Origin of the sequence: Aminobacter sp. UC22_36 (genome assembly GCF_044056035.1) — a bacterium.
Classification (GTDB): Bacteria; Pseudomonadota; Alphaproteobacteria; order Rhizobiales; family Rhizobiaceae; genus Aminobacter.
This window is the reverse complement of sequence record NZ_CP171996.1, coordinates 2,481,086-2,501,284: the sequence shown is the minus strand read 5'-3', so window position 1 is coordinate 2,501,284 and position 20,199 is coordinate 2,481,086. Positions and strand designations below refer to the sequence as shown.

Annotated in this window: 18 protein-coding genes and 1 pseudogene; 11 read left to right on the top strand and 8 right to left on the bottom strand. The window is 63.1% G+C overall.

Annotated features, from left to right (window positions below):
- Positions 1-19: 19 nt before the first annotated feature.
- A complete protein-coding gene (locus ACHMW7_RS15430; RefSeq protein WP_395451051.1) occupies positions 20-451 on the bottom strand; it encodes a TerB family tellurite resistance protein in 432 nt (143 codons plus the stop codon).
- A gap of 162 nt (positions 452-613) precedes the next feature.
- Here ACHMW7_RS15430 and ACHMW7_RS15425 point away from each other — a divergent pair, with 162 nt between their 5' ends.
- The 3 genes from ACHMW7_RS15425 to ACHMW7_RS15415 all read left to right on the top strand — a co-directional run bounded on the left by ACHMW7_RS15425 (position 614) and on the right by ACHMW7_RS15415 (position 2,788).
- On the top strand, positions 614-1,399 hold the full coding sequence (locus ACHMW7_RS15425; protein WP_395451050.1) for a TSUP family transporter: 786 nt from the start codon (positions 614-616) through the stop codon (positions 1,397-1,399).
- Positions 1,400-1,460: 61 nt separating this feature from the next.
- The gene (locus tag ACHMW7_RS15420; protein WP_395451049.1) at positions 1,461-2,288 is read left to right on the top strand and encodes a helix-turn-helix domain-containing protein; all 828 of its coding nucleotides are present in this window, start codon (positions 1,461-1,463) and stop codon (positions 2,286-2,288) included.
- An 80-nt stretch (positions 2,289-2,368) separates the two neighbouring features.
- A complete protein-coding gene (locus ACHMW7_RS15415) occupies positions 2,369-2,788 on the top strand; it encodes a VOC family protein (protein ID WP_395451048.1) in 420 nt (139 codons plus the stop codon).
- Positions 2,789-2,794: 6 nt separating this feature from the next.
- Here the strand turns inward: ACHMW7_RS15415 and ACHMW7_RS15410 are convergent, their stop codons facing one another.
- Both ACHMW7_RS15410 and ACHMW7_RS15405 read right to left on the bottom strand, forming a co-directional pair.
- Entirely contained in the window at positions 2,795-4,264 is a 1,470-nt protein-coding gene (locus ACHMW7_RS15410; RefSeq protein WP_395451047.1) for a cobyric acid synthase, read from the bottom strand.
- 2 nt (positions 4,265-4,266) lie between these two features.
- Positions 4,267-4,689: a dimethylsulfonioproprionate lyase family protein gene (locus ACHMW7_RS15405; RefSeq protein ID WP_395451046.1), complete on the bottom strand. Its 423-nt coding sequence runs from the start codon at positions 4,687-4,689 to the stop codon at positions 4,267-4,269.
- 314 nt (positions 4,690-5,003) lie between these two features.
- Between ACHMW7_RS15405 and ACHMW7_RS15400 the strand changes: the two genes are divergently transcribed.
- Both ACHMW7_RS15400 and mmsB read left to right on the top strand, forming a co-directional pair.
- Complete coding sequence (locus ACHMW7_RS15400; RefSeq protein ID WP_395451045.1) at positions 5,004-6,179, top strand: isobutyryl-CoA dehydrogenase; 1,176 nt, start codon at positions 5,004-5,006, stop codon at positions 6,177-6,179.
- A gap of 120 nt (positions 6,180-6,299) precedes the next feature.
- A pseudogene (gene mmsB / locus ACHMW7_RS15395) lies at positions 6,300-7,185 on the top strand (3-hydroxyisobutyrate dehydrogenase).
- Positions 7,186-7,421: 236 nt separating this feature from the next.
- On the opposite strand, the gene ACHMW7_RS15390 reads toward mmsB, so the two are convergent.
- The 3 genes from ACHMW7_RS15390 to ACHMW7_RS15380 form a co-directional block, all read right to left on the bottom strand.
- A complete protein-coding gene (locus ACHMW7_RS15390) occupies positions 7,422-7,793 on the bottom strand; it encodes a hypothetical protein (protein ID WP_395451044.1) in 372 nt (123 codons plus the stop codon).
- 102 nt (positions 7,794-7,895) lie between these two features.
- Entirely contained in the window at positions 7,896-8,309 is a 414-nt protein-coding gene (locus ACHMW7_RS15385) for a carboxymuconolactone decarboxylase family protein (RefSeq protein WP_395451043.1), read from the bottom strand.
- Positions 8,310-8,360: 51 nt separating this feature from the next.
- Positions 8,361-9,740 carry an aspartate aminotransferase family protein gene (locus ACHMW7_RS15380; RefSeq protein WP_395451042.1) on the bottom strand — a complete coding sequence of 460 codons (1,380 nt, stop codon included), beginning with the start codon at positions 9,738-9,740 and terminating at the stop codon, positions 8,361-8,363.
- Positions 9,741-10,059: 319 nt separating this feature from the next.
- Here ACHMW7_RS15380 and ACHMW7_RS15375 point away from each other — a divergent pair, with 319 nt between their 5' ends.
- Positions 10,060-10,437, top strand: coding sequence for a hypothetical protein (locus ACHMW7_RS15375; protein ID WP_395451041.1), 378 nt, complete (start codon positions 10,060-10,062; stop codon positions 10,435-10,437).
- A gap of 64 nt (positions 10,438-10,501) precedes the next feature.
- On the opposite strand, the gene ACHMW7_RS15370 is transcribed toward ACHMW7_RS15375, so the two are convergent.
- Positions 10,502-11,668, bottom strand: coding sequence for an MFS transporter (locus tag ACHMW7_RS15370; protein ID WP_395451040.1), 1,167 nt, complete (start codon positions 11,666-11,668; stop codon positions 10,502-10,504).
- A gap of 199 nt (positions 11,669-11,867) precedes the next feature.
- Between ACHMW7_RS15370 and ACHMW7_RS15365 the strand changes: the two genes are divergently transcribed.
- The 5 genes from ACHMW7_RS15365 (at position 11,868) to ACHMW7_RS15345 (ending at position 19,300) form a co-directional block, all read left to right on the top strand.
- Positions 11,868-13,445, top strand: coding sequence for a trimethylamine methyltransferase family protein (locus ACHMW7_RS15365; protein WP_395451039.1), 1,578 nt, complete (start codon positions 11,868-11,870; stop codon positions 13,443-13,445).
- A gap of 11 nt (positions 13,446-13,456) precedes the next feature.
- Positions 13,457-13,840 carry a RidA family protein gene (locus ACHMW7_RS15360; protein WP_395451038.1) on the top strand — a complete coding sequence of 128 codons (384 nt, stop codon included), beginning with the start codon at positions 13,457-13,459 and terminating at the stop codon, positions 13,838-13,840.
- Positions 13,841-13,885: 45 nt separating this feature from the next.
- A complete protein-coding gene (locus ACHMW7_RS15355; RefSeq protein ID WP_395451037.1) occupies positions 13,886-16,459 on the top strand; it encodes an FAD-dependent oxidoreductase in 2,574 nt (857 codons plus the stop codon).
- A 234-nt stretch (positions 16,460-16,693) separates the two neighbouring features.
- A complete protein-coding gene (locus tag ACHMW7_RS15350) occupies positions 16,694-18,046 on the top strand; it encodes a M24 family metallopeptidase (protein ID WP_395451335.1) in 1,353 nt (450 codons plus the stop codon).
- A gap of 225 nt (positions 18,047-18,271) precedes the next feature.
- On the top strand, positions 18,272-19,300 hold the full coding sequence (locus ACHMW7_RS15345; RefSeq protein WP_395451036.1) for a purine-nucleoside phosphorylase: 1,029 nt from the start codon (positions 18,272-18,274) through the stop codon (positions 19,298-19,300).
- Between the two features lie 68 nt (positions 19,301-19,368).
- Here the strand turns inward: ACHMW7_RS15345 and ACHMW7_RS15340 are convergent, their stop codons facing one another.
- On the bottom strand, positions 19,369-20,181 hold the full coding sequence (locus tag ACHMW7_RS15340; RefSeq protein ID WP_395451035.1) for a phosphate/phosphite/phosphonate ABC transporter substrate-binding protein: 813 nt from the start codon (positions 20,179-20,181) through the stop codon (positions 19,369-19,371).
- Between the last annotated feature and the right edge of the window lie 18 nt (positions 20,182-20,199).

The window sequence follows — 20,199 nt, the reverse complement described above, 5'->3', positions numbered from 1 at the left end:
CCGGCCGCGCTGAAAAGGTCTAGGTCGCCGGCTTCACCACGTCGACAGGGCTGATGCCAAGCAGGTCCAGCGTGCGGCGCAAAAGCTTGACCTCGTTCTCCGCCAGATGCGAGTCGGCCTTGGCGATATCGGCCATGTGGCGCGCCAGCTGCCTGCGCCGCTCGACATCGAGATCGCGAAACATCGCAATCGCCTGCGAACCATTGGTCTCGTAGCCGAACTCATTGAGATACTCGACAACGGCATCGATGCTGCCTTCGGCAATGCCAAAGGCTTCGGTGCAGATCCGACGAAAAGCGACCATCTCGCTTTCGCTGGCAACGCCGTCAGCCAGGATCATCCGGAACAGCAGCAACAATTCGGCCGAAAGCACAGGATCGTCGGCAACCTTGCGCACACCTGGGTCGCCCTCGAACATGTTGCGAATCTGGGTCAGCAATCCTGTCGCCATGCGAATCCCTTCCATCGAAGCGGTTACAGTTCCGATATAGAGCAATGCTTGACGAAAAACACTTGGCCCAATGGCTGGGCCAGCATTGCCGCCGACGCGCTATTGCGCAAGCGGATGCGCTGTGGTCGAAGGCCTCATCCTCCTGGACAGATCTCCGCACCGATGTTCGACATAGCCACCGAAACCCTGCTGATCCTGATCGCGGCTGCCTTCATCGCCGGCTTCATCGATTCCATCGCCGGCGGCGGCGGCCTGATCGCCATTCCGGCACTGCTGCTCGCCGGCCTGCCGCCACTCGAGGCGCTCGGCACCAACAAGCTGCAATCGCTGTTCGGTTCAGGCTCGGCCACCATCAGCTACGCCGCCAAGGGCCATGTCGATTTGCGCAAGCAATTGCCGTTTGCAGCCATTTCATTCGTCGGCGCGATGCTCGGCGCAATGCTGGCGACGGTCCTGCCCGGCGACATCCTGCGCATCTTTCTGCCGTTCCTGCTTATCACGATCGCGCTGTACTTCGCGTTCAAGCCCAACATGGACGACGTCGATCGCGTCGAACGCTTGCCGCCCCTGTTGTTCGGACTGACCGTGGTGCCGCTGATCGGCTTTTATGACGGCGTGTTCGGTCCCGGCGCAGGCTCATTTTTCATGCTCGCTTTCGTCGCCCTTGCCGGGTTCGGCGTGCTCAAGGCGACCGCCCACACCAAGCTGCTCAACTTCGCCTCGAATGTCGGCAGCTTCCTGGTCTTTGCCTCTGTCGGGGTCGTCGCCTGGAAGATCGGACTGCTGATGGGGGTCGCCCAGTTCCTCGGAGCGCGGCTCGGCGCCCACATGGCGATGCGCAACGGCGCCAGGCTGATCAAGCCGCTCCTGGTCTGCACCTGCGTTGCACTCGCTATCCGTCTGCTCATCGACCCCACCAACCCGCTGCGCTTGATAATCGGTTTCTGACGTTACTTTGACCGTCAATTGCAGGGCTGGTAACGTCTGATGGACCCTCGGAACCAGCACCATGGCAAGCGGCCAACGATCGTCCGAAGCACCGGCTGCGCCTGTCCACGGGCAGTTCGAATATGTGCGGCGCGCGCCGTCGGCGATGCTTGCGGGGATCGTCACCGACCTCATCGGCTTTCGCGAACTTGCTCCCCTCTACAGCCGCCAGACCGAAGCCGCCTCGCTTGATGTGCCGCTGGTCATCAGCTTCGGCGAACCCTTCGCCATCGGCCTGAGCCGCGTGCCTGGCGATAACGACCGTTTCGCCAGTTTTGCCGCAGGCATTCATGCCGGGCCGGTGGTTATCGATTCCTTCGGCCGGTCCTGCTGCATCCAGGTCAACTTCACCCCGCTTGGCGCTCGCCGCTTCCTCGGCATGCCGATGAGCGAGCTGGCCGACCGCATGGTGCCATTCGACGACTTGCTTGGTGCCTCGGGTCATCATCTGCACGAACGGCTTGGCGAGCAGACCGACTGGCATCGGCGCCTCGACATGACAGAGGCTTTCATCGTCGAACGCCTGATCAAAACGGCTTCAGCATCGAGCGAAGTCAGCTGGGCGCTTGGAAAAATCATGGCAAGCGGTGGCCGGAGCCGCATCGCAAACATCGCCACCGAGATCGGCTGGAGCCGCAAACACCTGGCCGCGCGCTTCGCCGACCAGGTCGGCGTCGGACCCAAAGCCATTGCGCGCATCGTCAGGTTCAATCGCGCCGCAAGCCTTTCAAAACAGGCCAATCGCGCCGGCTGGGCCGAGCTTGCAGCCGAGTGCGGTTATGCCGATCAGGCGCACCTCATCCGCGAGTTCCGCGAGCTTGCCGGCGCGACACCGACCGGGCTCGTCTGAGCCGGTAACATTTGTTCAATACCGCTATCGGGCATTCGGCCACAGTGGGTCATCGTTCAACGCCCCAAAGGAGGCAGCAGATGCCCGCTCTCGAAGCTCCGCGCATATTCCCGACACTGCGCTACAACAACGCTGCCCGAATGATCGATTGGCTGGGCGAAGCATTGGGTTTTTCCGTGCACGCCCAATACATGGACGGCGACGAGGTCGGCCACGCCGAACTGGCTCTGGGCTCGTCGATGATCATGATCGGATCATCGCGCCCCGACGTTTACGGCGCGATCGTCGGCGAACCCGGCCAGAACGGCGGCAAGTCCATCTATGTGGCGGTCGAAGACGTCGATGCGGTCCACGCCCAGGCCAAATCGGCAGGTGCCGTCATCGTCCAGGACCTCACCGACCGCGACTATGGCAGCCGCGAATTCATCTGCCGCGACCCCGAAGGCAATATCTGGAGCGTTGGGACCTACTGGCCGAAAGCAGGCGAGCCGGCCGCCTGATTGGCATCAGCGCGCGGCGGCAAAAATCGCGTCGCAGTCAAGATGGCGTTCGAGGTGGTCGGCGATCTCATCGAGCGCGCGCTCGACTTCGGCGCGATAGTCGATGCCGCCGCCCTTGATACCAAGGCTTTCGAGGAACCGCCCGCGAAAGCCGTCGGCACCAAACAGGCCGTGCATATAGGTGCCAAACACCTTGCCGTCGGCCGAGGTCGCACCGTCGTCGGCACCGTTGATGACTGCGGTGGGCCTGACGCAATCGGCACCCGTCGTCTTGCCGAGATGGATCTCGTAGCCCGACAGCGGCTCGCCATAGCGCACCGAACGCGCCTCGACGTTGCGCACCGTCTTTTCGGGCTCCATCACCGTTTCGACATCGAGCAGGCCGAGCCCCTCGGCTTCGGTCACACTGCCCTCGATACCGTCGGGATCGCGCACCAGGCGACCGAGCATCTGATAGCCGCCACAGATGCCGACGACATGGCCGCCGCGCCGGCGATGCGCCTCGAGATCGCGGTCCCAGCCGTTTTCGCGGAACATCATCAGATCGCCGATCGTCGATTTCGATCCCGGAATGACCACCAGTCCGGCGTCGTCGGGCAGCCGCTGGCCTGGCGGCACGAACACCACCTCGACCTGCGGTTCGGCCCGCAGCGGATCGAGATCGTCGAAATTGGCAATTCGGCCGAGCATCGGCACGGCAACCTTGAGCGCCCGCTTCTCGCCGCCGGCCAGCCTTTCGAGGATCACCGAATCCTCCGACGGCAACAGTGCCGCCGCCTTGAGCCACGGCACGACGCCGAAGCAGTGCCAGCCGGTGAAACGGCCGATCGCCGTTATGCCCTCGTCGAACAGGCTGGCATCGCCGCGGAACTTGTTGATGAGGTAGCCGACGATCATGCGCCGGTCCTCTTCCGGCAGGATCAGGTGCGTGCCGGCAACCGAGGCGATAACCCCGCCCCGGTCGATGTCGCCGACAAGGATCACCGGCACGTCGGCGCGAGTGGCAAAACCCATATTGGCGATGTCGCGCGGACGCAGGTTGATCTCGGCCGGCGAGCCCGCGCCTTCGACGATGATCAGGTCGGCACCCTCGCCCAGCTTTTGCCAGGAATCGAGCACGGCGCCCATCAATTTGGGCTTCAGTTCCTGATAGTCGCGCGCCTTGGCGTGACCAAAGACCTTGCCCTGCACCACCACCTGGCTGCCGATATCGCTCTGTGGCTTGAGCAGCACCGGGTTCATGTGGATCGACGGCTTCACGCCGCAGGCGATCGCCTGCAGCCATTGTGCGCGGCCGATCTCGCCGCCGCCCGCCTCGCCCGGAATGTCGGCGACAGCGGCATTGTTGGACATGTTCTGCGGTTTGAACGGCCTGACGCTCAGCCCGCGATTGCGCGCCGCCCGGCACAATCCGGCCACAAGGACCGTCTTGCCAACATCCGAGCCGGTGCCCTGAAGCATGATCGCCTTGGCCATGGTCAGTCCTTTCCGCCGGCGATCGTTCCGGTCACCGTCGACTTGGCCGCTAGCGGGCCGCCGCGCCAGAGATAGAGCGCGAGCAGCGGTTCGCTGCCGGTGCGCATGGCGTGCTTCATGTTGGAGGCGTGATGGATCACCTCGCCGCCACATCTTTCGCGAAACGGCGCGTCGCCCATGCGCCACGCGGCGCCGCCGGTCAGCGGGATGTAGACCTCTTCGGCGAGATGGTGATGGTCGGGGTACTCGATACCGGGGCCGAGCACGAGAAACCCTGCTGCGACCTTGTCGTTGATATAGTGGCCACGGGTGCCGAAAAGCTCCACCCAGCCATAGTTGTCGATGAAACGCTGGCCGAAATCGGCGGCTGTGTAGGTCTGGCCCCAGCGCAGTTCATCGCGTTGTTCTGCGAGAATTCTCGCCAACGGTCGAGAACTCGGCGGGAGCCAATTCAATGGTGCGATCGAGAAGGTTCGAACATTTGACACCGTTTGGCTTCAACGGGCGGGCGGGCATTTCCCAGTCGATATCACCGAGGAACGAGCCTACCGGTACCACCGAATCGGTTGCCTCAACATATTCTCTGAAGGCTTGCTGCAGGCCATCAAAATTTGTCGTCACATCCGTTCTCGCCCATGCATTTGCGCACAGCCGCTCTGTTGAAGGTCGGGTTGCGCGGCCGCATCATTGGTCTAGATTGAGGCCCGCGCATAGCCAAAAAAACGACAGGGAGGCCGACATGGACGCCGCAATCGACGCGACCGCCGGTCAGTTTGAGCTCAACGAAGATCAGCTGGCCATCCGCGAAATGGCGGGCAGTTTCGCCGCCGAGAAGGTGGCGCCCTTTGCGCTCGAATGGGACAAGGCCAAGCACTTCCCCGAAGACGTCATCAGAGAGACCGGCCAGCTCGGCTTCGGCGGCCTTTATGTCAAGGAAGATGTCGGCGGATCCGCCCTCACCCGCCTCGACGCGGTGCTCGTCTTCGAGCAGCTGGCACATGCCTGCCCGGGTTTCTCGTCTTTCATTTCGATCCACAACATGGCCGCGTCGATGATCGACCGGTTCGGCAACGAGGAGCAGCGCCAGCGCCTGTTGCCCAAGCTGACGTCGATGGAATGGCTCGCCAGCTATTGCCTGACCGAACCGGGCTCTGGCTCGGACGCCGCCGCGCTCAAGACGAAAGCGGTGCGCAGTGGCGGCAACGGCAGCGACTTCGTCGTCAATGGCACCAAGCAGTTCATATCAGGCGCTGGCGATAGCGACGTCTACGTCGCGATGGTCCGCACCGGCGCCGACGGCCCCAAGGGCATTTCGACGCTGGTCGTGCCCAAGGACGCGCCCGGCCTCTCCTTCGGCGCCAACGAGCACAAGATGGGCTGGCACATGCAGTCGACCCGCCAGGTCATCTTCGACGACTGTAAAGTGCCGGCGGAAAACCTGCTTTCCGACGAAGGTGCTGGCTTCGGCATCGCCATGGCCGGTCTCGACGGCGGCAGGCTCAACATCGCCGCCTGCTCTGTCGGCGGCGCCCAGTCCGCGCTCGACAAGGCGCTGGCCTACACGGCCGAGCGCAAGGCCTTTGGCCAGACCATCGACCGCTTCCAGGCATTGCAGTTCCGCCTCGCCGATATGGAAACCGAGTTGCAGGCCTCGCGCCTGTTCCTCTACGCCGCCGCTTCCAAGCTCGACCGAAAGGCCCATGATGCCTCGAAATGGTCGGCCATGGCCAAGCGTTTCGTCACCGACACCGGCTTCGACATCGCCAACGACGCCCTGCAACTGCTCGGCGGCTACGGCTACCTGCACGACTACGGCATCGAGAAGCTGGTGCGCGACCTGCGCGTTCACCAGATCCTCGAAGGCACCAACGAGATCATGCGCGTCATCATCGCCAGGCATTTGATTGGAAAATAGCAGGTCGAGGGCAGTAGGGGAGTAAGGCAATGAGGCAGTAAACTGCGGCCTTCACTCCCTATTGCCCTATTGCCCTACTGCCTTAGTGCCCTATTCCCTTCCCAATGGAGGAACCACCCAATGACCACCATCGCCTTCATCGGACTGGGCAACATGGGCAACCCCATGGCCGCCAATCTCGTCAAGGCCGGCCACACGGTCCTCGGCTTCGACCTGATGCCCGAGCATCTCGAGACGGCGCGCAACAACGGCGTCACCGTCATGGCCAATGCGGCCGCTGCTGCAAAGGATGCCGATGTGGTCATCACCATGCTGCCGGCCGGCAAGCATGTGCTTTCCGTCTACGAGGACATCGCGCCAAAGCTGAAGCAGGGCGTGTTGCTCATCGAACTCCTCGACCATCGACGTCGATTCCGCGCGCAAGGCGCACGCCATCGCCGCTCAGCACGGCCTGCTGTCGGTCGACGCGCCGGTCTCGGGTGGAACCGGTGGCGCCACCGCTGGCACACTGACCTTCATGGCAGGCGGTGCACAGACGGCATTCGATGTGGCCGAACCGGTGCTCAAGCCGATGGCCGGACGCATCGTCCATTGCGGCAACGCCGGTGCCGGCCAGGCAGCCAAGATCTGCAACAACATGATCCTCGGCATCTCGATGATCGGCGTTGCCGAAGCCTTCGTGCTTGCCGAAAAGCTCGGCCTGTCGCACCAGGCGCTGTTTGACGTCGCCTCGACCTCTTCGGGTCAGTGCTGGTCGCTGACATCCTATTGCCCGGTCCCCGGCCCGGTGCCGAATTCGCCGGCCAATCGCGACTACCAGCCGGGCTTTGCCGCGGCCCTGATGCTCAAGGACCTCAAGCTGTCGCAGGAAGCGGCCCAGCAGGCCGGCGCTGTCACCCCCCTCGGTGCTGAGGCGACCCAACTCTATGCGCTTTATTCGGCGCTCGGCAATGGCGGCACCGATTTCTCCGGCATCATCAAGTTCCTGCGTGGCGAGACCGCCTGATCCGTCCAAAAAAGTTCAAAATTTAGGTTTGCTTAAGCTCTCGATAACCACGCGGTAACGATGTCCAGCTAAAAAGGTTGGCAAGGGCGGGCTTCGCAGCCGCCTCTGGCTCCGGATCAGGTCTCGCGTACCGGAGCTGTAAACCTTCGCTGGTCAAGCGTCGCGAAGGGCCATGCGTTGAAGTGGCAAAGCCGCGTTCCCGTCCGGGACGCGGTTTTTGCGTTAAGCCCCAGCCTTTACGTGTGGGACTTCGTCGCCAGCCGACGAAAATTGGCGCGCACGCGATTGCTCGCCGGCCGCATTGCAGCCGCGACCGATTTCTGCGCGGCAACGCCGTTCAGCACCGAAGGCGTGCGCCCCGACAGCACTTCCGGCCAGAATTGCATTGCCGACTGGAAATACGACATCTGCGCTGCCACCATGCCCTCGGCGAGCGCCGTGGTCTTTTCGGTCACCGCCGCCAGGCTTTCACCGCGCAGCGGCCCGCCATTGCGCGCTTCGGTCGCCATCATTGGCAACCGCATGGCCATGACCATCGGCGCCAGCATCAAATTGCCGGCAATGGCGGTGGATTGGCGCGAGGCCCTTGCCAACCGTCTGTTCTTCATGTGGCGCACTCCGGCAACTTTTGGCTGCCCGCATATGCGGGCGAACTCATTGTGCAGTGCACAATATACGCTCCCGCACTGTCATGAACAAGCCGATACGCCTCAGCCTGCTGGCTCGAATTGCACATCGACAGGCGGCCTAAGGCCATTGGCAAGGCGGTTCGTCTCGTTGGCCATGCCGACGACGGCGAGCAATTCCATCAGTTGCGCTTCGCTCATGCCTTTGCTGCGTGCCGCAGCCGTATGGGAGTAGGTGCAGTATTCGCAGCCATTGGTCGCAGAAACGGCGATGTAGATCAGTTCCTTGGTGAGCGCATCGAGCGCGCCCGGTGCCATGACCTCACGCACCGACTCCCAGGTACGCTTGAGCAGTGCCGGATCATGCGCCAGCACCTTCCAGAAATTGTTGATCCAGTCGACCTTCCTGACAGCCATGATGTCGTCATAGACGGCGCGGACCGCCTCGCTTGCATCCTCATACTGGATCAAAGGCACGATCGGTTTGCCGCTCATCATTGTCTCCCGGAGTGAATGCCGGCAGGATTTCCCCCACCCGGCATATTAGCATCAGGCTTTCCTCAAATCGGCTTCGGCAAGGTCGAGCGCCTTGAGGATACGGTCACAGGCCATGTCGATGGTCGCACGCGTCCAGATCAGCGGCGGCGACAGGATCATCGAGTCGCCGGTGGCGCGCATCATCATGCCGTTGGCGATGGCGTGGTCGCGCACCACAACCGCGGCACTGCCGCCCGGCGAGAAGCGCTCCTTGGTTGCCTTGTCCTTGACGATCTCGATCGCGCCCATCAGGCCGACCGAACGCACCTCGCCGACGAGGCCATGGCTGCCAATGCGCTGCTTGAGCATTTGGGCGAAATACGGGCCAGTGTCGGTTTTCACCCTCTCGACCAGCCCTTCGCGCTCGATGATCTCGAGGTTCTTGAGCGCCACCGCACAGGCGACCGGATGACCCGAATAGGTGTAGCCGTGGTAGAATTCGCCGCCCTTTTCGACAAGCGTCGAAGCAATACGGTCGCCGACCAGCAGCGCCGACAGCGGCTGGTAGCCTGAGGTCAGCGCCTTGGCGGTGGTGATCGTATCGGCTTCGATACCGAAGGTCTGTGCCGCGAACCACTCGCCGGTGCGGCCATAGCCGGTGATGACCTCGTCGAGCATCAAAAGCACGTCGTATTTGCGGCAGATGCGCTGGATCTCCGGCCAATAGCTTGCCGGTGGGATCTTGACGCCACCAGCGCCCATGATCGGCTCGCCGATGAAGGCAGCGACATTGTCCGCGCCTGCCTCCAGGATCGCGTCCTCGACCGCCTTGGCAGCACGCAGGCCGAAATCGTGGTCGCTTTCATCAGGCAATGCGAGTTCGTAGGCATAAGGCATCATCACATGGACGATGTTAGGCACCGCGCCGCCGAGCTGATGGTGCATGCCGTCCATGCCGCCGAGCGAGGTGCCGGCGACCGTCGAGCCGTGATAGGCCATCTTACGCGAGATGATGCGGTTCTTCTCAGGCTTGCCTTCGAGCGCCCAGTAGTGGCGGACCAGCCGCAGCGCCGTGTCGTTCGATTCCGAACCCGACGAGCCGTAGAACACCTGGTTGATGTTTTTGGGCGCAAGTTCCGCCAGCTTCTTCGACAGCAGCACCGGCGTCGGTGTCGAGCATTTGAAGAAGGAGTTGTAATAGGGCATTTCCTTCATCTGGGCGTAAGCCGCTTCAGCCAGTTCGTCCCGGCCATAGCCGACATTAACGCACCACAGGCCGGCCATGCCGTCGAGCAGTTCCGTGCCTTCCGAATCGTAGATGAACGGACCCTCGGCACGGGTGATCATGCGCGAGCCGATGTCGCGCAGTTCCTTGTGGTCGGTAAACGGGTGGAGATGGTGCGCGGCATCGATCTGCTGAAGCTGCTTCAGCGAATAATTCTGATAAGTCATAGACTTGTGCCTTTCTCTTGAATCAATCCGGCAAGCGCCGGGGCGGATTCGAGATCAGGCGGGCGGCGAATAGCCAATGCGTGCGCAAAGCCGCAAAAGCTCCGTATGCCGCGTCCGTGGAGATGGCGTGGAAACCGCGCTTGGCAACGGGATATGGGCCACAAATGCGCACATGAGCGCACTCTAACCCGGCGCCTTGCCAATCCACAAGCACCCGAAATTTCCGCTTTCAAGCAAAATCGTGGGAATAGAGCGAACTCCTGACGCGTTGACTGCATGTGTGGCTGGCTTTTCCGGCCCAGCCCAGGGAGCGACAATCATGAAAACCATCCTGTCCGCATTTGCCATTCTGCTCGCCAGCTCAGCCCTCTCTTTCGCCGCCGAACCGGCCAAGGTCATGGAAGGCGCCGGCGGGAAAATCTACACCGATGCCAAAGGCATGACGCTCTACACCTACGACAAGGACAGCGCCGGCAAATCGGCCTGCAATGGCGACTGCGCCACCAACTGGCCACCGCTGATGGCAGCCGCCGACGCCAAGGACGAAGGCGAATGGACTGTCGTCACCCGTGACGACGGCGCCAAGATGTGGGCCTATGAAGGCAAGCCGCTCTATACGTTCATCCAGGACAAGAAGGCCGGCGACGTAACCGGCGACGGCAAGGGCGGCGTCTGGCACATCGCCAAGGCCGACTGATTTTGCAGTGTGGCGACGGTCATCGATCGTCGCCACACTGCTCATTATCCCGACTTGAATCCAGTCAGCGGCGCATCGCACTGCGATAGAGCGCGAAGGCAACCAGCATCACGTTGAGCCCGACCATGACCATCGGCAGTCCCAGCGTGCCGACTGCCTGCATGGCCATGCCCGAACTGGGCGGCCCGACAATGCCGCCGACACCCCACATCAGCGCAAACGCGGCATTTCCGGCAATGAGCGCGGTGCCGTTGAAGCGGTTTCCCAGCTCGACCAGCGCCATCGTGTAGACGCCGTAGCCGACGGCCCCAAGCACGACCAGCACCGGCCAGATGAACGGGGTTGCGATCAGCATTGGCAGCGACAGGGCGCACACTGCCGTGGTGGCGGCGCAGAACACGATCATGGCCCTGCCGCCGAAACGCTCCGCCATCAGGCCCAGCGGGATCTGCAGCAGGATGTTCCCCAGCGACAGCGCGGTCAGCATCGCCGCCAGTACCGCCTCCGGCAGGCCATAGCCAGCGCCGAAGATCGGCAACAGCGAGTAGGTGCTCTGCTGGTTGGCGGCGGAAACCAACACCGCAAACAGCAGCGCCGGCGCAAGCACCGCAAAGCCGGCAACGCCACCGACAGCCTGGCCGTCATCTTCGAACCCGGCAAGATCGGCCGAAACGATGCGCAGGGTGACGGCGCATGCGACAAACCCGGCAACCGCGACCGCAAAAGGCGTCCAGCCGGACGTACCGACGAGCGTAAGCACCAGCGGGCCCGACGCGTATCCGACCCCCATCAGCGTGTTGAACACGCCCATCACCCGCCCTCGCCGCGACGGCGTGGCCAGTGCCAGGGCCCACACCTCGCCGAGAATGTAGAGCGGGTTGATGATCACCCCGATGAGGAAGCGAACCAGGAACCAGCCCACCCAATCCTGCAGATAACCGATGGCGAGGAAGCAGAGTGCCCCGCCAAGCGCGCACCCGACCGCCAGCCAACGGGCGCCGGCAAGCCGAACGGCAAGCGGCACGAAAGGTGCCGAAACGACAAGCCCCAGCGGCATCATCGCGGCCGACAGCCCGATCATCGCCGGCGACAACCCCTGCTTTTGCATCAGCAGCGAAAACAGCGGATAGCTCAGCCCCTGCGCCAGGCCGAACATGGCCAATGCCGCAGTCACGCTGGCGAGTGCTGCCCATCGCACTGGTGGCTCGGCTGTGGAGGTAGGAAATGTCATCGCAGGGCACCAGCAGAATCGGAATGATCAATCCTAACCGCTGACAGCGGCGGTCGGCATGCCTCACCACGCCGGGGAGCGTCGGTCCAGACACATCCGCCATGTCGCTTTGCTCGCGCTATTGGTCGCCGCCTCCGCAATGAGGGATTTTCGCCCGGTCCATTATGCCCGCGACAATAAGCTTGCCGTGAGGATTCCCATGACCGTGGCCCTGCCCTCTGCCGAACCGGTTCACGCCGCCGACCGTGCCCGCCGTGGTGGCCGTGCCGGCAAGCGCGCCGGTGGCTCCGCCGCGTTCGAGCAACCGCCCTTCCGTCAGCTCAAGATACCCTTCACGCCGACCAAGCTGATTTCGGATGACCAACTCGAATCGATCCATCTGGCGTCGCTGCGTGTGCTGAAGGAGATCGGCGTCGACGTGCTGCACGACGAAGCACGCCGCATCATGAAGGCGCATGGCGCCGATGTCCGCGACGGCTCCGAGCGCGTGCGCTTCGATTCCGACATGATCCTCGAATTGATCTCACATGCGCCGGCCGAATTCACCCTGCATGCCCGCAATCCAGCCCATAATGTGCGTTTCGGCGGCAACAATCTGGTCATTTCGCAGATGGCCTCGGCACCCAACTGTTCAGATCTCGACCGCGGCCGGCGGCCGGGCAACCAGGTCGACTACCGCAACTTCCTCAAGCTCGCCCAGATGCACAACATCTTGAACACCACGGGCGGTTACCCGGTCGAACCCGTCGACATCCACCCGTCGACCCGTCACCTCGAATGCATACGCGACCTCGCCACGCTCACTGACAAGGTGTTCCACATCTATTCGCTCGGCAAGGAGCGCAACGTCGACGGCATCGAGATCGCCCGCATCGCGCGCGGCATCTCGCGCGAGCAGATGCTGGAAGAGCCGTCGGTCTACACCATCATCAACACCAATTCGCCGCTCAAGCTCGACGTGCCGATGATGGAGGGCATCATCCAGATGTCGTCGATGGGCCAGGTGGTGATCGTCACACCGTTCACGCTGTCGGGTGCGATGGCTCCCGTCACCATTGCCGGCGCCCTGGTGCAGCAGAATGCCGAAGCGCTCTCAGGCCTCGCCTTCACCCAGATGGTGCGCAAGGGCGCGCCTGTCGGCTATGGCGGCTTCACCTCCAATGTCGACATGAAGTCGGGCGCGCCGGCCTTCGGCACGCCTGAATACATGAAGGCCCAGCTGATCGGCGGCCAGCTCGCCCGGCGCTACAATATCCCCTACCGCACTTCGAATGTCTGCGCCGCCAATGCGGTCGACGCGCAAGCGGCATACGAGAGCGTGTTCTCGCTGTGGGGCGCGATCCAGGGCGGCGCCAACTTCATTCTTCACGGCGCCGGCTGGCTCGAAGGCGGGTTGCGCTGCTCGTACGAGAAGATGATCCTCGACATCGACCTGCTGCAGATGGTGGCAGAGTTCCTGACGCCGCTCGACCTGTCAGAGGAGGCACTTGCCATCGACGCCATCCGCGACGTCGGCCCCGGCGGGCACTTCTTCGGCACCCAGCACACCCAGGATCGCTACAAGAATGCCTTCTATTCGCCTGTTATTTCCGACTGGCGCAATTTCGAGACCTGGGCCGAGGCGGGCAGTCCGACTGCTGTCGAAAAGGCAAATCGCGTCTGGAAGGAGCGCCTCGCCTCCTATGAGGAGCCATGGATGGATCCGGCCATCCGCGAGGAACTCAACGCCTTCGTCGACAAGCGCAAGGCCGAGGGCGGCGCACCTACCGATTTCTGAGGAGATTTCCCATGCACAAACGAGAGATCAACTCGCCCGACGCCCCGATGCCTGCAGGCGGCTACGCCCAGGCGATCGAGGTGACCAACAATTCGCGCACGCTTTACATCAGCGGCCAGATCCCGGTCGCCAAGGATGGTTTGGTACCTGACGATTTCGACAGCCAGTGCTGGCTCGCCTGGCGGAATGTCGAAGCGCAGTTGCATGCCGCAGGCATGAACCTCGACAATTTGGTCAAGGTGACGGTCTTCCTTTCCAGCCGCGCTTTCGCCCTCGACAACCGCCGCATCCGCGCCGAAGTGCTCGGCGACCGCAAGATCGCGATGTCGGTCATCATCGCCGGCATCTTCGACGATGCATGGCTTCTGGAAATCGAAGGCGTGGCGACCGCCTGACCCTCATCTCCCTGAATCGTTTTACGCACAACTGGACATAACCTCATGAAATCCCATGTGAAAGCGGTGATCATCGGCGGCGGCGTGGTGGGCTGCTCGGTGCTCTATCACCTTGCTCGCGCCGGCTGGACCGACGTCATGCTGATCGAGCGTTCGGAACTCACGTCGGGCTCGTCCTGGCACGCCGCCGGCGGCTTCCACACGCTCAACGGCGACCCCAACGTTGCCAAACTGCAGGCTTATACGGTGCAGCTCTACAAGGAACTGGAAGAGATTTCCGGCCAGTCCTGCTCGCTGCATCTCACCGGCGGCGTCATGCTCGCCGACAGTCCCGAGCGCATGGATTTCCTGCGCCTGGCCCACGCCAAGGGCCGCTATCTCGGCATGGATACCGAACTGATCACGCCGTCCGAAGCCAAGAAGATGTTTCCGCTGATGGACGAAAAGCACTTCGTCGGCGCCATGTGGGACCCGGTCGAAGGCCATCTCGATCCTTCCGGCACGACGCACGCCTACGCCAAGGCAGCGAAGAAGCTCGGCGCCGAAATCGTGCTGCGCAACCCGGTCAAGGAGCTGACGCAGGACCCCGACGGCACCTGGAACGTCGTCACCGAGCAGGGAACGGTCAGGGCCGAGCACATCGTCAACTGCGGTGGCCTTTGGGCCCGCGAAGTCGGCCGCATGGTCGGCGTCGAGCTGCCGGTTCTCGCCATGGAGCACATGTACCTGCTCACCGAGCCGATGCCCGAGGTCGAGGCCTTCAACAAGGAAACCGGCCGCGAAATGATCGGCGTGCTCGATTTCAAGGGCGAAATCTACACGCGCCAAGAACGCAACGGCATCCTGCTCGGCACTTATGAGAAGGCCTGCAAGCCGTGGTCGCCGGTCAACACGCCGTGGGATTTCGGCCACGAATTGCTCGCGCCTGATCTCGACCGCATCGCGCCTTCGCTCGAGATCGGTTTCCAGCACTTCCCCGGCATTGCCAACGCCGGCATCAAGCAGGTCATCAATGGCCCTTTCACCTTCGCGCCCGACGGCAACCCACTGGTCGGCCCGGTCCAGGGCCTGACCAATTTCTGGGTCGCCTGCGGTGTCATGGCCGGCTTCAGCCAGGGCGGCGGTGTCGGCCTTGCGCTGTCCAACTGGATGGTCGATGGCGACCCAGGCTTCGACGTCTGGGGCATGGATGTCGCGCGCTGGGGCGAATGGGCGAGCCTGCGCTACACCAACGCCAAGGTGCGCGAGAACTACTCGCGCCGGTTTTCGATCCGCTTCCCCAATGAAGAGCTCCCGGCCGCAAGGCCGGCACAAACGACGCCACTCTACGACATGATGTTGGCCAACAACGCCGTCATGGGCGACAGCTGGGGCCTGGAAACGCCACTGTGGTTCGCGCCCAAGGGCACGGAGCCGGAGGACATTGTCTCGTTCCATCGTTCCAACGATTTCGAACATATCGGCAACGAGGTTCGCGCGACCCGCGAGCGCGTTGGCATCACCGAAATCGCCAACTTCGCCAAATACGAGGTGTCAGGACCGGCGGCAGAGGATTTCCTCAACCGGCTGATGACCAACCGCATGCCGAAGAAGGGCCGCATCGTGCTGACGCCGATGCTGAACGAGTTCGGCAGGCTGATCGGCGATTTCACCATCGCCAAATCAGGCGACGACAAGTTCATGATCTGGGGCTCGTCGGCGGCGCAGAAGTATCACATGCGCTGGTTTGAACAGCACCTGCCCAAGGACGGATCGGTGCGCATCCACCGCTTCGACCAGACGCTCGTCGGCCTGTCGATTGCAGGCCCGAAGTCGCAGGCGCTGCTGGCCAAGCTTGTCGACGAGGACGTCTCCAGCAAGGCCTTCCGCTTCATGGATTTCCGCGAGATGGCGGTCGGTGGCGCGCCCTGCATGGTCAACCGCATCACCTATACCGGCGATCTCGGCTACGAGATCTGGATGGCGCCTGCCTACCAGCGCCTTGTCTACAAGGCGATCAAGGGCGCCGGCGAGGAGTTCGGCATCGTCGATTTCGGCATGCGCGCGCTGCTGTCGATGCGTCTCGAGAAGAACTTCCCGACCTGGTTCCGCGAGCTCAGGCCGATCTATGGCCCGTTCGAAGGCGCCATGGACCGCTTCATCAAGCTCGAAAAAAACGACTTCATCGGTCGCGAGGCTGCCGCAAAGGAGCATGCCGAAGGACCAAAGCTGCGCCGGGTCTCGTTCTATGTCGATGCACAGGATGCCGACGTGATGGGCGACGAGCCGATCTGGGCCAAGGTCGGCGCCAAGGATTTCGGCACGATCGAGAAACCGCATGGCTATGGCGCGCCGCGCTTCGATGAGACAGGCAAGGAAGTGCGCGGTTCGGACGCCGCCACCGGCGCATCCGCCGTGCGCGGCATCGTCGACGGCGACTGGCGTGTGGTCGGCTGGGTGACGTCGGGCGGCTATGCCCATTATGTCCAGAAATCGATGGCCCAGGGCTACGTGCCGGCAGCGCTTGCCGACAACGAGGCCGAAGGTCTGTTCGAGATCGAGATCCTCGGCCACCGCCGCCCCGCCCGCATCAATGTCGAGCCGCCGTTTGATCCGAGCGGTGACAAGATGCGGGGATAAGGGCTCAAGCAGGGCTGGGAACGCAAATGCTCTACGTTGCCCCCCTCTGTCCTACCGGACATCTCCCCTCAAGGGGGGAGATTGGCTGTCATACTCGCCACGCCCAGCTTCGACCACTCTAAAAGAAGCGCAGAGCCCTCAACTGCCGATCTCCCCCCTTGAGGGGGAGATATCAGGCAGGACAGAGGGGCGCCCGCCAGAATGCCACGTTCGACCATCGGCAGGTCGCAGCTGATGGACACCCCGGCAAAAGGCAACTTCGGCCGCCACCGCAAGATCATGCCGTTCGAGCCGGGCTCCGTGGACGATTTGCGCGAGCAGGCGCGCACCAAGGCTGCCGGGCTCAACCAGCACGTTCTGGGTTATGGAGCGCAAACCGAAGCCGAATGGGCGGCGGCCGGCATCGCTGCGCCCGACATGCCGGCCCTGCGCAAATACCGGCTGGACCGCATCCGCACCGAGCTCGCGCGGCGCGGTTATGCCGGCGCCCTGTTCTACGATCCCGTCAACATCCGCTACGCTACCGACTCGACCAACATGCAGCTATGGGTGGCGCACAACCCGACCCGTCACTGTTTCGTCGCCACCGACGGCCCGGTGGTGCTGTTCGACTATTTCTCCTGCGAGCACCTGTCCGATCATTCCGGCGTCGTCGACGAGGTGCGCCCGGCAGTGTCGTGGATGTATCTCTACAGCGGCGAACTGACGGACCTCAAAGTGCGGCGCTGGGCCGAAGGCATCGCCGACCTCCTCCGCGAGCATGGCGGCGGCAACAGCCGCATCGCCGTCGACCATCTCGACCATGACGGCGTCGACGCACTCGCCCGGTTCGGCATTTTGGTCGGCAACGGCGAGGCGGTGATGGAGAACGCCCGGCTGATCAAGTCGCCTGACGAAATCCTCTGCATGCGCCGTTCGATCGTCGCCTGCGAGGCGGCGATGGGCGACATGGAAGCGGCGCTCCGGCCGGGCATCTCCGAGAATGAACTCTGGGCCGAACTGCATCGCGGCAACATCGCCCGCGGTGGCGAATGGATCGAAACACGCCTCCTGGCATCGGGACCGCGCATCAATCCGTGGTTCCAGGAGTGCTCGTCGCGCGTGGTCGAGGCAGGCGATCTCGTCGCCTTCGACACCGACCTCATCGGCCCCTACGGCTTCTGCGCCGACCTGTCGCGCACCTGGCTGTGCGGCGACGGCGAGCCCACGAGCGAGCAGCGCGACCTCTACAGGATTGCCGCCGAACAGATCGCCTACAATACGGCGCTGCTCAGGCCCGGCCTCGGCTTCCGCGAACTGGTGGAACGCGCTGCCGTGCCGCCGCCCGACTACTTTCCGGCGCGGTATGGCGTGCTGTTTCACGGCGTGGGCCTGGCCGACGAATATCCCACCCTGCCCCACGCCTCCGACTGGACGGCCGATACACCGGACGGCGTGCTCGAGCCCGGCATGGTGGTCTGCGTCGAGAGCTATATCGGGCGCCTCGGGGGGCATGAGGGCGTGAAGATCGAGGAGCAGGTCCTGATTACGGAAAGCGGATACGAGCAACTGTCGAGTTACCCGCTCGACAAGCGCCTGCTCGGCTAGGCGCCCAAAGCCCCGGCTTCCCGTTCGAGATCTTCCATCGGCGAAGAACAGTTGATCGGCAGCCGAAATCGCCCGCCGGCGACTTTACTGCGATGGCGCAAGATCACTGGCCTGGCGGATTTGGTGTGGACAGGAGCGTTGGCGAGTGGCTTCCGCGGCAAGCTGCACCGATAGTGAAAACGGGCCTGAAACGGCGCCGTTTTTCTTTATCAGATCGGATCGCATATGACGCACATCTATCGCATTGGCCTTTCGGCCCTCGCCCTGGCCGGCGGCCTCGCCTCGAACGCATCAATGGCGTCGGCACAGCCGCTGGCCCCCAAAGTGCTTGTTATAACGATGTTTGGAGGCGAGGCAAAACCGTGGCTCGAGGGCCACAAGCTGGAGACCAAACTGACAATTCCAGGCTTCGCCAAGGAGTATCCGGAACTTGCCTGCGACGCGGCCGGCCTGTGCGTCATGACGACGGCGATGGGTTATGCCAACGCGGCGAGCTCGGTTTCAGCTCTCATCTACAGTGGTCTTGTCGACCTCAAGCAGAGCTACATCGTGATCGCCGGCATTGCCGGCGTCGATCCCACCGACGGCACCCTAGGTTCGGCACATTGGGCGCGTTATGCCGTCGATGCCGGCCTGCGCCACGAAATCGACCCACGCCAGATTCCCGCCGACTGGCCTGATGGCGTGGTCGGGCTGGGCGCCAAGCGCCCCGGCGAAAAGCCGAGCTGGGGATCGGCAACCGAGGTTTACCAGCTCAACGAGCAGCTTCTGCAAAAGGCATTTGCCCTGACCAAGAGCGTCGAGCTTGCCGACAGCCCCGAAGCGAAGGCCTATCGCGTGGCTTACGCGACAGCACCCGGCAACGCGGCCCCTGAGGTCAGCATCTGTGACACGCTGTCCACCGACACCTACTGGCATGGCTCAATGACCGCCAAAAGCATGGGCGAATGGGTATCGTTGCTGACCGAGGGCAAGGGCAACTATTGCACGACCCAGATGGAGGACAACGCCTCGCTGACCGCGCTGCGGCGCGGCGCCGATGCCGGCCTGCTCGATTTCGACCGCATCGCCGTGCTGCGCACGGCATCAAACTTCGATCGCGAACCCGCCGGCATGAGCCCCATCGATTCGCTGAGCGCCAAGTCGGGCGGCTTTGGCCCGGCAGCCACGAACGCCTATCGTGTCGGCGCAGCCTTTGCAAATGCGGTCACCAGCGATTGGACGAAATGGGAAAAGGGCGTTCCGTCCGAATAAGCCCCGAATAAGCCTTGGCCAGGCAGAGCGGGCGGTTCAGGCCGCCCGCTCTGTTCAAAGTGCGGCGTTCAAAGTGCGGCCTGGCTCAGCGCCAGGTTCAGCAACGTCACCGAAACGGGCGGCGTGTTTAGCCCGGTGATGTAAGGCAAGCCCTTGCGCTTTGCTGTCCAGCCGATGACCACGACGTCCCGGGCAGCCGGCTCGAAGCGCTGCGCCAGCGCCCAGCTCTGGCAATCGATGGCTGCGACGTCGGCCCGGCCTTCGGCAATCGAGACGATCGAAGCGCGATGGCCGCCGCTTTCGATCCGTTCGGAAAAAATCCGCAAACCCTCGCCCATGGCGGCAAGATCGCGCGAAATACCGATGAAGCCCGACATCGAATCGTGGCTGTTGAAGGCAAGGCGCTTGTCACGGATCAGATCGAGCGGGATGAGCGGTGCGTCGCCATCAGGCGCATGCGCATGGTCGGCGGTCACCGATCCGCGCCGCACGACGATGGCGCTGGAATAGAGTTCGCCACGACCGCCTTCGATGCGGTCATAGTTTGGCTGGCCGATCACCCTGACCTGAGCCGCAAGGCCCGTGGTTTCCATCGGCCCCCAGCAGGTCTGGCCGAACAGCAATTGAGGATGCCGCCACAGCGTCGGCAGGTCGAGTTCTTCGGGCGGTAAGGTAGCCGGGTCGGGCGCAATCACCTTACCCGATGCGTCGCGAATGCCGTCGGGAACCGCCGGAAGGTCGCCATTGCGCCGGACCAGGGCTTCGGGTGCAGGGATGCCAAGCTGGCGGAATGCCGTTCGCAACCTTGCCCATTGCGCATCGACCTCGTCGCGCATTTCCGGCCAGTCATACATCGGCAGTGCGGCTACGAAGTCGCTCATCGTGTCATTTCAGGCCTG

Coding starts and splice junctions, on each gene's coding strand:
- ACHMW7_RS15360 (WP_395451038.1), top strand. CDS start 13,457: ATGCACAAACGAGAGATCAACTCGCCCGACGCCCCGATGCCTGCAGGC.
- ACHMW7_RS15355 (WP_395451037.1), top strand. CDS start 13,886: ATGAAATCCCATGTGAAAGCGGTGATCATCGGCGGCGGCGTGGTGGGC.
- ACHMW7_RS15350 (WP_395451335.1), top strand. CDS start 16,694: ATGGACACCCCGGCAAAAGGCAACTTCGGCCGCCACCGCAAGATCATG.
- ACHMW7_RS15430 (WP_395451051.1), bottom strand. CDS start 451: ATGGCGACAGGATTGCTGACCCAGATTCGCAACATGTTCGAGGGCGAC.
- ACHMW7_RS15340 (WP_395451035.1), bottom strand. CDS start 20,181: ATGAGCGACTTCGTAGCCGCACTGCCGATGTATGACTGGCCGGAAATG.
- ACHMW7_RS15400 (WP_395451045.1), top strand. CDS start 5,004: ATGGACGCCGCAATCGACGCGACCGCCGGTCAGTTTGAGCTCAACGAA.
- ACHMW7_RS15370 (WP_395451040.1), bottom strand. CDS start 11,668: ATGACATTTCCTACCTCCACAGCCGAGCCACCAGTGCGATGGGCAGCA.
- ACHMW7_RS15410 (WP_395451047.1), bottom strand. CDS start 4,264: ATGGCCAAGGCGATCATGCTTCAGGGCACCGGCTCGGATGTTGGCAAG.
- ACHMW7_RS15425 (WP_395451050.1), top strand. CDS start 614: ATGTTCGACATAGCCACCGAAACCCTGCTGATCCTGATCGCGGCTGCC.
- ACHMW7_RS15420 (WP_395451049.1), top strand. CDS start 1,461: ATGGCAAGCGGCCAACGATCGTCCGAAGCACCGGCTGCGCCTGTCCAC.
- ACHMW7_RS15390 (WP_395451044.1), bottom strand. CDS start 7,793: ATGAAGAACAGACGGTTGGCAAGGGCCTCGCGCCAATCCACCGCCATT.
- ACHMW7_RS15385 (WP_395451043.1), bottom strand. CDS start 8,309: ATGATGAGCGGCAAACCGATCGTGCCTTTGATCCAGTATGAGGATGCA.
- ACHMW7_RS15415 (WP_395451048.1), top strand. CDS start 2,369: ATGCCCGCTCTCGAAGCTCCGCGCATATTCCCGACACTGCGCTACAAC.
- ACHMW7_RS15380 (WP_395451042.1), bottom strand. CDS start 9,740: ATGACTTATCAGAATTATTCGCTGAAGCAGCTTCAGCAGATCGATGCC.
- ACHMW7_RS15345 (WP_395451036.1), top strand. CDS start 18,272: ATGACGCACATCTATCGCATTGGCCTTTCGGCCCTCGCCCTGGCCGGC.
- ACHMW7_RS15365 (WP_395451039.1), top strand. CDS start 11,868: ATGACCGTGGCCCTGCCCTCTGCCGAACCGGTTCACGCCGCCGACCGT.
- ACHMW7_RS15375 (WP_395451041.1), top strand. CDS start 10,060: ATGAAAACCATCCTGTCCGCATTTGCCATTCTGCTCGCCAGCTCAGCC.